The 15,590-nt window shown below is 62.3% G+C and carries 13 protein-coding genes; 4 read left to right on the top strand and 9 right to left on the bottom strand.

The genetic code is table 11. The features are described 5' to 3' along the window. The 6 genes from HPY65_17245 to HPY65_17220 all read right to left on the bottom strand — a co-directional run. Nucleotides 1-1,126 (bottom strand): hypothetical protein (locus HPY65_17245; GenBank protein NPU86227.1); only part of this gene is annotated, 1,126 nt, incomplete at its 3' end. A gap of 590 nt (nt 1,127-1,716) precedes the next feature. After that, nucleotides 1,717-5,289: a chromosome segregation protein SMC gene (smc, locus tag HPY65_17240; protein NPU86226.1), complete on the bottom strand. Its 3,573-nt coding sequence runs from the start codon at nt 5,287-5,289 to the stop codon at nt 1,717-1,719. Between the two features lie 222 nt (nt 5,290-5,511). Further along, nucleotides 5,512-6,456 carry a hypothetical protein gene (locus tag HPY65_17235; protein ID NPU86225.1) on the bottom strand — a complete coding sequence of 315 codons (945 nt, stop codon included), beginning with the start codon at nt 6,454-6,456 and terminating at the stop codon, nt 5,512-5,514. Between the two features lie 34 nt (nt 6,457-6,490). Continuing rightward, nucleotides 6,491-6,844, bottom strand: a complete 354-nt coding sequence (locus HPY65_17230) for a hypothetical protein (GenBank protein ID NPU86224.1) — start codon at nt 6,842-6,844, stop codon at nt 6,491-6,493. An 88-nt stretch (nt 6,845-6,932) separates the two neighbouring features. After that, nucleotides 6,933-9,431, bottom strand: coding sequence for a hypothetical protein (locus tag HPY65_17225; protein NPU86223.1), 2,499 nt, complete (start codon nt 9,429-9,431; stop codon nt 6,933-6,935). Between the two features lie 24 nt (nt 9,432-9,455). After that, nucleotides 9,456-10,589, bottom strand: coding sequence for a hypothetical protein (locus HPY65_17220; GenBank protein NPU86222.1), 1,134 nt, complete (start codon nt 10,587-10,589; stop codon nt 9,456-9,458). A gap of 590 nt (nt 10,590-11,179) precedes the next feature. On the opposite strand from HPY65_17220, the gene HPY65_17215 reads away from it, so the two are divergent. Together HPY65_17215 and HPY65_17210 are read left to right on the top strand one after the other, a co-directional pair. Next, nucleotides 11,180-11,344: a zinc ribbon domain-containing protein gene (locus HPY65_17215; protein ID NPU86221.1), complete on the top strand. Its 165-nt coding sequence runs from the start codon at nt 11,180-11,182 to the stop codon at nt 11,342-11,344. Between the two features lie 136 nt (nt 11,345-11,480). Beyond that, complete coding sequence (locus tag HPY65_17210) at nt 11,481-11,816, top strand: antibiotic biosynthesis monooxygenase (GenBank protein NPU86220.1); 336 nt, start codon at nt 11,481-11,483, stop codon at nt 11,814-11,816. A 114-nt stretch (nt 11,817-11,930) separates the two neighbouring features. Here the strand turns inward: HPY65_17210 and HPY65_17205 are convergent, their stop codons facing one another. From HPY65_17205 to HPY65_17195, 3 genes are all read right to left on the bottom strand, one after another. Next, a complete protein-coding gene (locus tag HPY65_17205; GenBank protein ID NPU86219.1) occupies nt 11,931-12,290 on the bottom strand; it encodes a DUF2784 domain-containing protein in 360 nt (119 codons plus the stop codon). A 78-nt stretch (nt 12,291-12,368) separates the two neighbouring features. Then, nucleotides 12,369-13,286 (bottom strand): tRNA pseudouridine(38-40) synthase TruA, encoded by a 918-nt coding sequence (gene truA, locus HPY65_17200; GenBank protein ID NPU86218.1) that lies wholly within the window; start codon nt 13,284-13,286, stop codon nt 12,369-12,371. Further along, nucleotides 13,283-14,632: a hydrolase Nlp/P60 gene (locus HPY65_17195; GenBank protein NPU86217.1), complete on the bottom strand. Its 1,350-nt coding sequence runs from the start codon at nt 14,630-14,632 to the stop codon at nt 13,283-13,285. The genes truA and HPY65_17195 overlap by 4 nt, the downstream gene beginning before the upstream one ends. 182 nt (nt 14,633-14,814) lie before the next feature. Here HPY65_17195 and HPY65_17190 point away from each other — a divergent pair, with 182 nt between their 5' ends. Further along, nucleotides 14,815-15,300, top strand: coding sequence for a cyclic nucleotide-binding domain-containing protein (locus tag HPY65_17190; GenBank protein ID NPU86216.1), 486 nt, complete (start codon nt 14,815-14,817; stop codon nt 15,298-15,300). A gap of 19 nt (nt 15,301-15,319) precedes the next feature. Continuing rightward, on the top strand, nt 15,320-15,529 hold the full coding sequence (locus HPY65_17185; GenBank protein NPU86215.1) for a glutaredoxin family protein: 210 nt from the start codon (nt 15,320-15,322) through the stop codon (nt 15,527-15,529). Nucleotides 15,530-15,590 lie beyond the last annotated feature (61 nt).

Raw genomic sequence — 15,590 nt, 5'->3', positions numbered from 1 at the left:
CGTTGTAGGAGAGCGTGAAGTCCGGCATCATCCGGGAGCCCGGGAGCCGGAAGAGGGTCAGGGAATCGGAGAGTCCCCCTGAGGCGACATGCGCCGAGGAGCCGATGTTGACCTGGAGCTTGCAGTCCTTCTCCGAGGCGGTGACGGTGGCGGCCGTCTCCCCCTCGGCGCTGCACCGGCCGTCGGCCGTCACCGCCACGAGCTTCACCGGATGGGTCTTGCCGATCTCCGCGACCTGTCCGTCCAGCCGACCGTCCCAGGGGACCGACACGGTGAGGCCGCTCCCCTCCCCGATCTTCTTCCCCGCCACGGTCACCGTCCAGGAGACAGGATCCGATGAGGCGACCGTCCCGGAAAAGACCACCCGCCCCCCGTTCTGGACGTCGACGGCGGTCGAGGTCCCGCCGAAGGAGGTTACGGCCACGTCACAGGCCGGGGGCGGAGGCTCCGCCGGCAGGAGCGCCGCGGGGCAGCAGCCTTTCGCTTTCTGGGCGGCCGTCCGGATGTCCGTATACCCACTACAGGCAATCGTCACCCCGTTCCAGGAACCGCAGGCGGAGTTTGCAGTGCAGCGGGCGTAGACACGATCAGCCGTACAAAAAAAAGCCCCGTTGCAGTTGCAGGCCGTCGGCCATCCCGGATTGCAGTCGCAGCCGTCGCACGCCGACCATTCCGGTGAAGAAGAACCATAACAGTTGTATGGGCGTTTGTAGATCGAGTGCGTGCATGCTGTTTTGGAAAAGGTCCGTGCTTCAAAAAAGGCCCCTCCGTCGATCTGGAGTGCGGATACGGCGATCTGCAAGGTATTGCAGACGGCGCCGTCCGCCGAGAGGCTGATCGCCGGATTGTTCTCGCAGTTTGGATTCGAGGAGGGAGCCGTGTACACGACGGATGTCCCTGTCGTCGACGAGAGGGTCCCGCCGCCCGAGGCGACCCTCCAGCGGTACACCGCATCCGGCCTGGCCCCGACGACCGTCAGTGCCTGCGAGGCCCCGACCAGCATCTGCTGCGTTTCGTATCCGATCCGCTCCCCGCTGCAGGCGCCCCAGGCGGAAGACGCGAAAAGCAGCAATACGGACATCCACGCAAAAATCGACAGGCAACGCTTCATCCCGGTAATCCCCATTTCGGCAATCGTCTCCTCTCGGAAATTTTGCAGGACAGGCCTGCGGAAGCCTTTTTGTGCTGCTGGAAAATGCGATGGCTGTGAGGGCAAGTTGATCAGGCGCGGACCAAACGAACGGAAACCGGCCCTCGCATGATAGAAGGCGGAATAAACGATGTCCGGGTGGAATGCAATGTCTTGAAATTACGGTTTTATTGCTTAAGCAGGATTAGGTGCCGGCGGGATGGGAAGAACCTTGCAAAACTGGATTTGACCAGTGTTTGCCTGGGATGGTTGTCGCCCCAGGGCGGAGGTGGGATTCCAGGGAAACGTTACTCAAACTGCTCGATGCACGGGTAAGAATAACGTGAATTGTCAGGACGTAACTTCTGTACACGTTAGAATACGGTATACAATATGCTGATCGGCGAAGGATGAGAGAAGCGAAGCAGACGGCTTCTTTTCAGCAGCCTACTCGTTCCGCTTACTAAGGCTGCTCAAAAGGGGTTGGATGCAAGGCTCCCGCAGTCATGAGCCATGAAGGCGTACCCCTTGGTACGTCGAATGGCGAATGACAAGGGGAACGCAGCAGATGACCCCTTTTCAGCAGCCTACTGGAGATTCACGGAGACGACGGTCGATATCCCCTGCTTCTGCATGGTTACGCCGTAGAGGCTACCGGCCACTTCCATGCTCCGCTTGTTGTGAGTCACCATGATGATCTGCGACGAGGCGGCGATCTCCTGGACCAGGCGGTTGAAGAGGGAGATGTTGGCGTCGTCGAGTGCGGCGTCCACTTCGTCGAGGATCACGAAGGGGGAAGGCCGATGCAGGATGATGGCGAAGATCAGCCCGATGGCGGCGAGCGACTTCTCCCCGCCCGAGAGGAGGGTGATGTTCTGGGTCCGCTTGCCCGGGACCTGGATGTCGATGTCCACCCCCGTCTCGAGCATGTCCGTCTCGTCGGTGAGGCGGAGCTCCCCCCGGCCGCCGGGGAAGAGACGGGAGAAAACGGAGCGGAAGCAGGCATTCACTGCCTCGAAGGTCTCGGCGAACCGCTGCCTGGAAATGCGGTTGATCCGGGTGATGGTCTGCTGGAGGATGTCCAGCGACTTCTGGAGATCCTCCGCCTGGGCGGTCAGGAAGTCAAATCGCTCCTTCAGCTGGGCATACTCCTCGTCGGCCAGCAGGTTCACCTCTCCGAACCCTTCCAGGGTCCGGCGGTTCCTCTCCATTTTCTCCTGCAGTTCCCGGAGGGCTTCCTCTTCCAGCGGCCGGAACGATTCGAGCAGGCGAGCCACTTCGTCCTGGTCCCGGGCCTGCAGGTTCTGCTTGAGGGATTCCATCTGGAAGGCGATCTCGCGGCATGCCAGCTCGCAGTCGCCTGTCCCCCGCGCCGCCTCCTCGAGCTGCCCCTTGAGAACCCGCATGGCTTCCTCCAGGGCGCGCAGGTCCTCTTCATGCCTGCGATGGACTTCCCGCCGGCCGCCGAGATCCGCTTCCAGGGTCTCCATTTCCTGATAGGACGCGGTCAGGGAAGCCGTGTCTTCCTCGATCCGGGCGGCATGCTCCGCCAGCTTTCGGGCGGCCGTCTCGACGCCCGCCTGCCGGGCCTCGAGATCCCGGACGGTCTGATCGAGGGAGCGATGCAGCCGCTCCAGCGTCCGCTCGTTGGCCTCCCGGCGCTGCTGGAGGGACGCCATGGCGACCTTCCGGTTCGTCAGGAGGGTTTCCCGCTCCTCGAGGTCGGCCCGGATCCCGTCCCACCGGCTCTGGATGCCCGCCATCTCGTCGCTCATGGACTTTTCTCGGGCTTCCCAAGAAACGACCTCGGCCTGCATTTCCTGCATCTGCCGGGCGAGTTCCTGCTCCTCCGCCTGGAGGCGCTCCCGCTCGAAACCCAGGACCCGGAGCCGCTGATCGATGCGCCGGGACTCGTCCTCATACCGTTCCAGGTCCTTCCGCCGGCTGTTGATCTGGATCTCCATCCGGTGAACCTCGCCCCGCAGCCGGACGAGTTCCTCTTCCCACTGGGCGATCAGCGATGTGAATTCCCTCTTCCGGTCCATCGCATCGGAGATTGCATCTTCCAGGGACTGAACCTCCGCCTCCAGCTCCGCCATCTCCCGCTTGTTCCGCAGGGGACTCCGCTCCCCGCCCGAGGCGACGCCCCCCGTCACGACCCCGTGGGGGCTGATGAGATCCCCGTCCCGGGTGACAAAGGTTCCCCGGAAGCCGTTTTGCCTCCACAGGTTCACGCCCCGGTACAGGTCGGCGATGACCCGGACGTCTCCCAGCAGGCAGGAAGCCACATCGTGGAAGTCGTCGCGGACCTGGACGACGTCGAGGAGCCGCACGGTCTCCTGGAGATGGACCGGGGTCGCACCGCCGCCGTCGACATAGTTGCGGATCTCGACGGGGACGAAGCTGCACCGTCCGAATGCGCCGCTCTTGAGGTAATCGATGGCCTTGACGCCGTCGAACTGGTTCTTCACGAGGATGTACTGAAGCTTCTCGCCCAGCACGGCCTCCACCGCCGCTTCATAGTCCCGGGGCACATCGATGTAATCCGCCACGAGGCCGAGGAAGGACTCCCGGGGAAGACCATCCGGCGCCTTTTCCTGCCTTCCCCCCAAAAGGACGCGGGTTCCCTCGCCGCACCACTCGTATCCCTCGTAAAACTCCCGCAGCGACTGGAGCCGGGAAGAACGACGCCCCAGTTCCTCTTTGCGCTCCGTGATGAGTTCGTCCGTCTCCTCCAATTCCCGGCGGGCGCGCTTCATCTCGTCGGAGGCATCCCCCCGCCGGATGATCAGGTCGTCCAGATTCCCCTCGTCCTCGGCCAGTCCGGCGGCAAGGCCCGCCAGGGTATCCCGGAGCTGTTCCCTACGCCGCGTCTGCTCCTCCAGTTCCCGGCTGTCCCGGGCCTCCCGGCGCTCCAGGTCTTCGCGGCTCTTCTGCAGGGCCGTCAGCCGATTCCTGGCGGTCGTCTTTTCCTTGATCAGCTCTATGAACTGGACTTTCCTTTCCTCCAGTTCGCGGTGGGCCGACCGATCCTGCTGACGGTATTCCTCCAGCGCTTCCTGGAGATCCCGCAGGTCAGCCTCAGCATGGAGAATCTCGTCCGACAGTTCCTGTTCGAGGACCTCTCCCGCACCGGTTTCGCGCCGGAACTCCTCCACCCGGCAGGAAAGCTGTCCGATCTCTTCGGTCTCCCGCTCCCGCTGCCGGGTCAGCTCCTCCGTCTGCTGGCGCTGGAAGGCAACGGACTGCTCCCTGGACGAGATGACGTTCCGAAGCTCGTAGAGGGCCTCCTGCAGGCGGTTCAGGTCCCCTTCCCGGGCCACGGCCTCCGTCTTGGCTGCTTCCCAGGCCGCCTCCGAAACGCCGAGCTTTCCCCGGAGATCTTCCTCCTTCTCCCGGGCGGCGCTTCGGGCCTCCTCCAGTGTCGTGTTCCGGGCCGTCAGATCCGCATAGGCCTGCAGCATCTGGACAATTTCGCCCTCCCGGATCTCCTTCCGCAGGGCCTTGTACTGCTCGGCCCGTCTTGCCTGCCGGGAGATGGCATTCAGCTGCGTCTTCACCTCCCGGATGATGTCGTTCATTCGGGTCAGGTTCTGACGGGTCGACTCCATCTTCCGGATGGCCGACTCTTTGCGGCTCTTGAATTTGGAGATGCCCGCCGCCTCCTCGATGAACTGCCGCCGCTCCTCCGGCCTGGCTTCCACGAGGCTCGAGACGCTCCCCTGCTCCACCATGGAATAGCCCCGGACGCCGACCCCGGTGCCCAGGAAGAACTCGCGGACATCCAGGAGGCGGCAGGGAACCTTGTTGATGAGATATTCGCTGTCGCCGTCACGGACGATCCGCCGGGTGATGCTCACCTCGCTCATGGCCTCGTAGGGCTCGGGAAAGCTGCGGCCGTCGTCGGCCAGAACCATGGTGACTTCCGCCAGGCCCACCGGGGCGGACTCCTCGCTCCCGTTGAAGATCACGTCGTCCATCTTCCGGCCCCGGAGGGCCTTCACCCGCTGCTCGCCCATGACCCACCGGACGGCGTCGACGACGTTGCTTTTGCCGCAGCCGTTGGGTCCGACGACGCCGCTGATCCCCGCCGAGAAATCGAGGACCACCCGATCCCGGAAAGATTTAAAGCCCGTTATTTCAAGTCGTTGAAGTCTCATAACAATTCCGCTGTCCGGGAGGATTCCCGGTGGGCGGAATCTAACAAATGCCATCCCGCTTGTAAAGCAAAAATACTATTAGAAGGGCTAGTAGGGATTTATACCACAATATATTGTGTCGGACAGGGAATTTGGAAGGGAAAAAGGTGTCGATCCGTTTGGGATTGCAGGCAAAACGGAGGGGCTCCCGACGGGGGCCCCTCCATCCATAACCCGAAAATATCACTGGTTGGCAATCACGACCTTGGCATCCGCCAGATAGTCGTTGCCGTGGCAGGTCGTCTCGAAGATAACGCGACGATCATTGCTCTTGATGACGATCATGTTTTCCTTCGTAATCGCCGATGCTGGAACAACCAGGACATTGGCGCCGATCTGCGGATTTCCCTTCAGGGCATGATCCACCGAGTCGGCATAACGGACGACGCCGAAGGTGCGGACCACCGCCGGTTTCACGTTTTTGGCTGAATAAACGGTGAACAGGCCGGTCTGCCCGTCCTCCACGACGACCACCGGAAGCAGCACCCGTTCGAAGGGAAGTCCTTCGAGATTGATGACCAGACCCGTTACGGACTTCGTCAGGTCACAGGTATAGGCAGGTTTCGGCGGGGGAGCCGATGCCGGCGGTGCCGGCGACACGGCAGAAGGTGGTGGTGGAATAGGAAGAGGCGGTGCCGGTGGCGGCACGTATGCCGGCGGCTTGATCCGATCGACCCCCAAGGCCTGAACCAGGGAGGAGCGGGAGGCCCCGCAGTTTCCCGTAATGCAGATCCTCATCTCCAGCGATGCGAGAAGCGATCCGTCTGGTTGGGGTTCGTATTTCTCCGACCCCTTGACGACATGGGCGCCCTTGACCACCCCGTTCACATGAGCCCGGATGACATCAGAGGATACGACAAAATTCTCGACCGTAGTGGACGAGTCGATCTTTACTCCCTTCACGATCTCCAGCAGGTTGCGCTGGGCGTCACTGACAGCGGCACGCCTCGCCAGGGGCCGGGACTGGGCCAAGCTCCCTCGAGTGGAAGCGCCATGTCCGGTCGCGCTGATATATCCCTGCACCCAGTTGATTTCCCCTCTTCCGGAGTCCTGGGCAACAAGGTCCGCCGGAATGAGGAACAGGGCAACCAGGAAAGACAGACAGAAGGCTGACAGGATCTTTTTCATGAATCGACCACCTCCGCTTCTTCAGAATGTTCGGTTATTTCTTCACGTAATGCCCGGACACGGAAGCTCCCTGATCGCATTGGGCGCATCCCCTGGAGTCCTGGAGATCAAAGCCATCCCCGCCGATACGGATTCCCATTTCGCAGACACCAAGGACGAGGCTTCCGCCCCGCAGTTCCCCCAGGTCCCCGATGCGGCAGTTTTTCCCGCCTCCGCTCCCATTGGCATTAATGAAGTACTTTCCGTCGGGCAGGGCATTGACCTCCATCGTCACCTGCATGCCCCCGCTGTTCATGACATACGTGCCGGCGGAAAGCCCCTGGGCCAGGGCCGGACCGGCGGCCAGCAGGAACACCAGCATCAGTCCCGGATAGAAGAATCGTTTCATTGTACCTCCTCCTTATCGTCTCGTTCCGGAGAAGTCCAGCCCCGGCGGCACCGGCCGCCGGGACCGGACGATCAATCCTTTGTTCGCGTTACATCCCCTGTACGGTCAGGTCGCTCAGGACCGGCGACGCCGTTCCCGACTGGATCTGGAGCGTCGCCTCCACCTGGAGGTATCGGCCCGCCGGTGTGGCCTTGAGATCCACGCCCTTCGCGGCGTCCTCCCAAGTCGACCAGGCCTTCCCATCCTTGGAACTGCGGACCTTCACCTTCAGGGACGTTCCGGCCGGCTCGGTGCTCGTCCAGGCGACGGCCTTCCATTTGGCCGCATCGGACTTGGCGTCGTAAGCGGCCGTCCAGGTGCCGATCATGGTGGTGACGGAACGGGCTACGATGCCCGTCATGTCGCTGTATCCATAGTGGGGACCGGCCACCGACTTCTCGAGATCCACCCGGTTCGTCGCCGGGTCGATCCGCTTGATGAAGGCATCGCCGTAATCGACGACCCATACCTTGCCGTCGGCGTCCGTGGCCACTCCCGTGGGATGGCTGAATCCACCGATGGTGGTTTTCTTCACGCCGTCGTTGGACCAGCGGGAGACATTGTTGGAACTTGAGTTGGCCACCCAGACGTCGCCGTCGCTGGTCAGGGCGACACCGCGGGAGCAGCTGTCGCCCGTCGGCTTCTTCCACTCGATCGCGCCGGTGGTCGTGTTGACCCGGGTCAGGGTGTTGGAGCACCAGCCGGCTATGAACAGATGGTTGTTCTTGTCCATGCCCATGCCGTAGGTTTGGCCTGTCTGGATTTTGCTGAATGCACCGGTGGCCGGATCGAGCCGCCCGACGTAGCTGTTCGCCAGGTCGGCGGACCAGACAATGCCGCGGGGATCAACGACGGCGCCGTAGGGATTGTGGCCCGGGACGTCATACGTCTTCAGAATTTTTCCGGTCGCGCCGTCCACGTTGTAGTACTTGTGTGTGCCGTAGGTTCCGGCCCAGAGGTTGTTGTTCGCGTCGATCCCGATGCCCCTGGGACCGGGAGCGCTGCTGTAGCTGCCCTTGTACTCGCCGGGATTGTACGTTCCCTCGCTGCCGGTGATCACGACGACCTCGTGGAGGACGCACTCATCCGCACCCCAGGCCAGGGGCGTGGCGCCCGTGGAGGTCTCGATCGTGCCGTTCTTGTTACGGTCCACACACTGGCCGTTTTCGTTGAGGCCGACCTTGACGACGGTTCCCGTGTTGCGGTTCCCGACCCAGCAGTTGCCCTTCAGGTCCACGGTGGTGCGGGAGGGGCTCCCGTTGGTCCCGGGGCCTGTCCGGTAGCGACCCAGTTCGGTGCCTGTCTTGGAATCGACCTTGGAGATGGTCCCCTCGTTGGAATTGGGTACCCAGATGAAGGGAAGGGTGGAGATGCTCTTGCTGAGCTGGAGCTGGTCGGGAATGGTTTTGTCTTCCAGGCCCACCAGCGTACCGGATTCGAAGTCGGCATTGGTGGTCCAGGTCTTGGAGAAGCTCGTGTCGAGGACGTAAGTGCCCGTCGCCGTGGCTGTCTTTCCGGTTTCCACGCTTACCTTAAGGGTTTCGGGTTTCTTCCAGCCGGTCACATCCTTGAATGTCACGTCATACCAGCCCGTCTTGAGGCCCGTCTTGACGCTGTCGGTACTGTTCAGCCAGGCGCCGCCGGGGATCTGCCACTGGGCGCCTTTCGTCAGGACATCGGCGGGAAGGATCGTCACCGTCAGAGCCGTGGCTACGTCCACGGGTGGCTGCGGAGGTTGGGGGCCTGCAGGCTTGGGCGTCCCGATCGTGAAGAAGGCGGTCCGCTCCGAGGACGTGCTGCCGCCGGAGTCGATGGCCTGGCCGATCACCTTGTAGTTCCCCGGAGGCAGGTTGAAGTCCCGGGAGGTTCCCTGCCAGAGTTTTCCCGTGGCGGAGATCTGCTGGGTATCGACCTGCTTGTTCGTAGCATCGAAGATGCGGAAGTTGATCTCCCGCAGTCCCAGGTTGTCCGTTGCCTTCGAAGCGAACGTGACGATCCCCGTGTTGGGATTGGTCACGACGACATCGTCGAGGAACGGCGGCGCATCGAGGACCTGGGCTACCTGACGGAGCTTGTCGATCATGTCGGGTTGCTGGGCCGCGGGCATTCCCGCGCCGGCCACCCGGTCCCGTCCCCAGGAATCATCCCCGTAAGGCCTGCCGAAAGTGGAGGGGACGGCCACCTTGCCCGTCACCAGGGTGCTTCTCTGTCCGACATCGTCGACGAGCTGGATGGTGTAGGGAACCGATTCCTGGTTGATAAGAGGATCCGCCTGGAGGGCGACGCAAACCTCCCCGGAATAGCCTTGCGGGTTCCTCTTGTTGTCATAAGCGTCTACCTTCACTTCCTTGACTTCCTTTCCGGCGGCCACGCGGATCGAAACGACCGGCTCGGAGGACTGCCATTCGATGCTCAGGGAGACCTGGCGGTCCAGGTACTGAGCGTCGTGCCGGATCACCTCCGGCTTCTTGGCCCAGGCCTCGAAGCCGGTAAGGACCAGCACCGCCAGGACCCACAGGATCAACCGTAACGAGGGGTGTCGCTTCATGGTTTCACTCCTTGGATGTCGGAATTAGTTGGTCTGCCCGGAAGACTGCCGCGGCGTCTCCAGATCCGCCGGCTTGACCATCTTGATGTTGAACGCCTCGTCGATAAGGGAAACACGGGCCTCCCACTTTTTCGGCTTCAGGTTGTCCGTGACTTCCGCATCAACCAGCATGATGCTGATTTTCTGCCGGTTGATCTTGTCCGTCAGGGGATCGATAAAGGAGTGAATGACGCCTGTGTAGTTCTGGCACTCTTCAATGGCCGGCCAGGCCGGGAAGGCGACGTTCATGGTTCGCCGTTTCGGATCCGTGGATCTCAGCTCCACGATCCAGGCTGCCACCATGTCGCGGCTCTTGGCGTCGGCCCTCGGACAGGCCCACAGAATATTCCGGGGCAGGGAGCGGCCGGCTCCCGGATCGATCAACTGAAGGCGTGTCTTCGCCAGCATGTGGGCCTTGGGGAAATCGACGACGCCGTCCAGGACGAGGGGAACACTTCCGGAATCCTGCTTCACGAAACTCTTCGGGTCGATCATATGGAGCTTGTAGGCAACCACGAGGCCGTCGCCTTCCGTACCCCGGCGCGCCCCCGTTCCGACTTCCGCCGTAGCTGTGCCGCTGCCGACCACCGTCCCGGCGCCTACGTTGATTCCCGCCTTGTTGCTTTTCTCGTCGCTGATCCGGAAGTTGGCAAGCCGGAGGGCCTCCGTCACATAGGCCAGTTTCGGTTCGAAGGGAATGTCGGCCAGCGTCACGGGTGAGATGATCTCCAGGCCCGACAGCTTGGCCCGCTCGGCGCTGCCTCCCCCGGCCCCGACCTCGGCCTGCGGGCCGGCTGCGAGCTGTCCGCCCAGTCCGATGCCCAGGTTATAGGCGAAATCCTGCTGGATTCCGCTCAAGGAGCGTTCCTTTTTGGTGCGAATGTTCTCCGTCGCCGGGTCCTCGATGGGACCGAACTGCCGGGACCAGGCCGCTCCAATGAACGCCTTGTCCACGGGTTTCTTGGTAACGAAGTACTCCTCTTCCGTAATGGAACTCATGCCCTTCTTGTGGGTGTCCATGGCCGATCCGCCGGTGTAGACGCAGCCGCCCATCAGCGCAGGGATTACCAGGAACGCCAGGAGCAGGGTTCCACGGACGAAGACGCTTTGCTTCCTCATATGCACACTACCTCCTTTGTCGTATTCTTTCTTTAAAACACAGCCCGGACACGCCGCGTCCGCGGAGTCCGCCGGACCCGGGATTTGATTGGCAGAATTGCCGCTGAGACCGCGCCGCCGGCCTTCGGATGCTTCCTTTTCTCCCGAGACGCAGAGCCCGTATGTGAAACGGGTCATCAGGAGATGAGCAGAGGGAGCACCCGAAACAAGCGAGCCCGTTTGTAAAGATATGTGAATTTATCATGCCGGACAGGGTCGGTAAAGCCAATTTTCTTTTTTTACTTCAAGCCATTATGCCAGTTGTAACATAGGAAACCGAAACAGGCCGGCGGGCCGTACGGGAAGACATTCCGGGCTTTCGGGTGTCGCCGGCGCAACGGCACCCGCAGGTAACCATGGGATTCCCCTTCCCCACACAGCCCTTCCCGGCCCCCCTCTGCAGTTTGTAACAACCTTGAATCCCTCTTGATTTCACCCGGCCAATGGAGTATCATGGACAAAAGCAAGAAATAATCTTTCCAACTGGAATCGACTGGGGAGATTTCGGTTTCGGTCTCCAGGGGAAAAGGCGGCGGAAAGGAGGTTGAGGCATGCCGACATACGATTATCAATGTCAGAACTGCGGGAAAAAGTTCACCCTGATCATGAGGATCTCGGAACACGGGAAGACCAAGGTCGCCTGCCCCAAGTGCAAGGGCAGGAAGGTCAAGCAGATGATCTCCCTCTTCACCGCCAAGACCAGCAGAAAGAGCTGACGGCTCCCGTCCCGGTCCGCCTGCGGCGGATGGCATCGGGACGGCGGCGCGTCAGGGACAAGACACCCCCGTTACGCTTCGGATCCGGAATCCGGAAGGACACCCCGGGACCGGGGCAGGCAAAAGGAGGCCGGCCATGTCCCTGAAAGTTCTCATCAAGCGGAAATTGCCCCCGGCAACGCGGGACGAAATCATAAACCTGATCAAGGAACTCCGCTCCAGGGCCACGGTACAGACCGGTTACATCACCGGGGAAACCCTGCAGCGCATCGACACGCCGGACGAATTCCTCGTCATCAGCACCTGGCAGAGCCTGGAGGACTGGAACAACTGGGTGAATTCGGCGATCCGGACGGAGATCCGGCAGCGGATCGAGATCCTCTCCGGCGCGAAGGAGTCCTACGAGATCTACTATCACCCGGGGCGGGCGTCGGCAACCCTGAGCGGTTTCAAGGGATGGGAAGGCGGTTGACGGATTCCGGAGGCCGATCCCCGGAAACCGGACCGCCTTCGGGGATCGCCGTCCCGCCAGCCGGGCTGCGGTCCACACGCCCGGCCGGCACAGGAGTTCGGGCTGAGCAAACCTTCACCGTTTCCTTCTTCTCCAGGCCACCCACCCGTATACGGCAAGATTGGCCCCCACCACGGCAAACCCCAGCAGGATCTGATGCCGCCGGGTCAGACCGGACGGATAGATCAGCCCGCCGACAACCCGGTCGATGAAGTCCGGCGGGGGCGGCCCCGTCCCTGTCCCCCGGAGGAAATCCTCCAGGAACGTCAGGGGGCAGGGCCAGCCGGCCCACTCCACCAGGGCCGCCCAGGCGACGGCCGGCAGGTGGATCCATCGCCACCACGGCCGCTTCAGGGCAAGGAGACCGCCGAAGACGGCGAACAGGATGAAGGCCCCGTGGAGGAGCACCACGCCGTCCGCCAGAATGGATCCCATGGGACACCTCCGTTCGCCATGGCCGCCGGAAAGGAGCCGGCCGGAGTCCGGTACGCCTGCGCCCCTTCCTGCCTTGAATTACCGGGCTTTCCCCGGCGCGCGTCGCGACCGGCTCTGCGTCCCGCGGGAAAGGGTCTTCAGCGTGACCGGAAGCAGCGGGGACGGCTCCCCCTCCCGGACAGCACGCTCCCCTTCGTAAAGGACTTCCTCCAGGAAAAGGCCAGACGGCGGGGCCGTCAACCGCGCCGGAAGATCCGACCGTTCCTCCAGCATCCTTCCCAGGTCCGCCTCGCTCAGGTTTCCCCGGCCCACCTCCACCAGGGTTCCCACCATGCGCCGCACCATCTTCCAGAGAAAGTGGGAACCCCGTACCCGGAACAGGATCAGGTCGCCCTGTTCCCAAAGCTCCACGCTCTCGACCTTGACCCGGGAGGACGTCTTCCCGTCCATCCGGCGGTCGGCGAAGGAGGAAAAATCGTGGAAGCCCTCGAAAACCTGGGCAGCGGACTGCATCGCCCGCGTATCCAGACGGTCCCGGACCCACCAGACATATCGTTTGCCGAAGGCGGTCCGCTCCCGGGAGAGGACATAGAGATAGCTCCTGGAAACAGCGTCTCTTCGCGCATGGAAGCGCGGGTCCGCCTCTTCCGCACGGAGGACGCAGATCCCTGACGGCAGGAGATCGTTGAGCCCCTGCCGAAGCCGGTCCGGGGATATCTTTCGGGGAACGACCAGGTGGGCCGCCTGCCCGAGGGCATGGACGCCGGCATCGGTCCGTCCGGACCCCTGGATTTCCACGGGTCCTCCGAAAAGTTCCCGGGCCGCCGCGATCAGGGTTCCCTGGACCGTCCGTGCATTCTCCTGGATCTGCCAGCCCCGGTAGCCCGTTCCGTCGTATTCGATGACAAGGCGGTATTTGATGATGCCCGGATCATCCGCTCTAGACGGCGAGGGCACTGGCAATTTTTTTCTTCGGGAAGGTGAGGGGCGTCTCATCGTTCCTCCTGCGCCTTCGGGATCGATGCCGGATCCGTCAGGAATGTCATGCCGAGGAGCCCCCTCAGGTATCCGTATTTCCCTTTGCCATAGCGATTTCCACCGGGCCTGAGCGTGGTGACGGCCGCCCGGCCGACGATCCGCTTTCTCTGCAATCCAGCTTTTCCCTTCGTACGGACGCTCCAGAAGTTGTGAAAGACCAGCACGTCGTCTTCGTGTACCCCCATATAGAGCATGATGTGTCCTTTCGTGTACAGAAGTGTCAGATAGGGTATGCCGTCCCGCCGGATCACCCGCTCCTTCTCGACCGGCTTGAGCATGGACAGGTCGACCCAGCGTCCCCCCTCCCGGGCCTGGTCCTTCGAGTTTCGGGGGAGCCAGATCCCGAAAGGGGCGAAGAGGTCCCGGATCATGGCGGAGCAGTCCCGGTTTTCGTACATCCCGCCCCATCCGTAGGGCTGTCCCACCAGAACGTTGGCCACCCGGGCCAGGTTCCTCCGGGTCAGAGGCAGGGGCTTGGCCGCGGCCGCCTCCTCCGGAAGCACAACCTGCCGGATCACGGCCCGACCCTCCTCGTCTGCGACGGCCGCCAGGACGAGATGCGGACCGCCGACCGGTCCCTCCTCCGGGAACATCATGCCCAGGGACGTATTGAAGAGGAAGCGGCCGTTGACGGAATAGAAAGGGGTCTCGTCTTGCAGCACGGCCGCGTAGCGCCCCGATTCCCACCGCTGCACGAACGCGTCGTCCACCCAGGCGGCCTCCCGGGCGGGAATCCAGCCGTAGGTGAATCCCGTCTCCGCCAGGAGCCAGGCGCCGTCGGCGCTCATATGGGATACCCACAGGGGCGTATTGGCGGCGACCAGGGTCTGCTGGAACCGGTCGAACGGATAGTCGCAGGCATCGGGACCACAGGAGCGGAAATGGGGTTTCTGCGTGGGAACGGTCCGCATGTTGGCATTGACAAGGGTGATGGCCCGCCGGCCCGAATTGGGATAGGCCTCCAGTTGTGCATTGGCGCATACCCGGCGAATCCAGGCCGGGTCGTGGGGCCGTCTGTTCTCCCCGAACCCGGTTTTCCCGAATCCCTCGTGGAATTCCTCCTCCACATCTTCCCGCGCATAACGGGGGCTCGTGCGGTGCCACGGCGAAAAGAAGCGGGCATTGTATTGCCGATCCTGAAGATGCTGCTCCTCCGCCAAGAGGAGGGCGGCATCTGCGGAAACGGCTTCCAGATAGACGCCGTGATCCTGTTTCAGACGCCGGATGTCCTGAATCGGGTCGGTGGGGGCGGAAACGGACGTCAGAAGGACGATCCAGACCATCCAGAGATTCATCGGGGACATGGGCTGCTCCGTGGGGGCTCGACCGGCCGCGGGTGCATCCCCGGGGACAGTGACCGCTTTTAACACATCGACCATGAAACGACAATACCGGCGGACGGACGGGACGGTCCCATGAAAGGGATGGCTTTCGAAAAAAAACATTGCTATGATTGAATCGAATCCAGCGAAAGGAGGACCATGCGATGATTTCAGCCGGCCAGTTGAAACAGTTTGATTTCTTCTCAGAGTTCACCGATGCGGAACTGGAAAAACTTACAACGATCGCAGAAGAACAGGCCTACCCGGCGGGAGCCCAGATGTACAAGAAAGGCGATCCCGCGGCACACCTCTTTCTCGTAACCAAGGGCAAGATCATCCTGGTCCTGGACAGCTACGTGGGGCCCCACAAGCCGCCGCTCCAGGTAACGCTGGACATCATCACCAAGGGAGAGTCCATGGGCTGGTCTGCCGTGGTGAACCCGTTCATCTATACCCTGGGAGCCCTATGCATCGACGAATCGGACTTTATCGCCATCGACGCGCCGAAGCTCCGGGAGTTGATGGAAGAGGACTGTACGATGGGCTTCAAAGTCATGAAATCCATCGGCAAGGTCCTGGCATCGCGGCTCAATCACACGCGGATCATCCTCGTGGGCGAGCGGGGGCTTTCCCACCTTTCCGAGTACTGACGGAGGAAGGAGCGGAACGATGGCCGGACAGCCCGTGCGCATCTTCGGCAAGGCGGGTTGACCGTACACGGACCGGGCCAGGGAGGCCTTCGGAAACCGGGCGGTCTACATGGACGTGAGATCCGATCCTCAGGCGCTCCGTGAAATGCTGGCGCTGACCGGAGGAACCCGCAAGGTTCCGGTGATCGTGGACGGGGAAAAGATCAGCGTCGGTTACGGGGGCTCTTGAGGCGTGTAGATCCGCCGGAGGCGGGTCCGGAGACGGATACTGGCAGGACCGAAGAAGGGAA

The organism is Syntrophaceae bacterium (genome assembly GCA_013177825.1).
GTDB lineage: Bacteria > Desulfobacterota > Syntrophia > Syntrophales > PHBD01 > PHBD01.
Note: the sequence above shows the minus strand (reverse complement) of the source record. Positions and strands in the feature narration are given on the sequence as shown.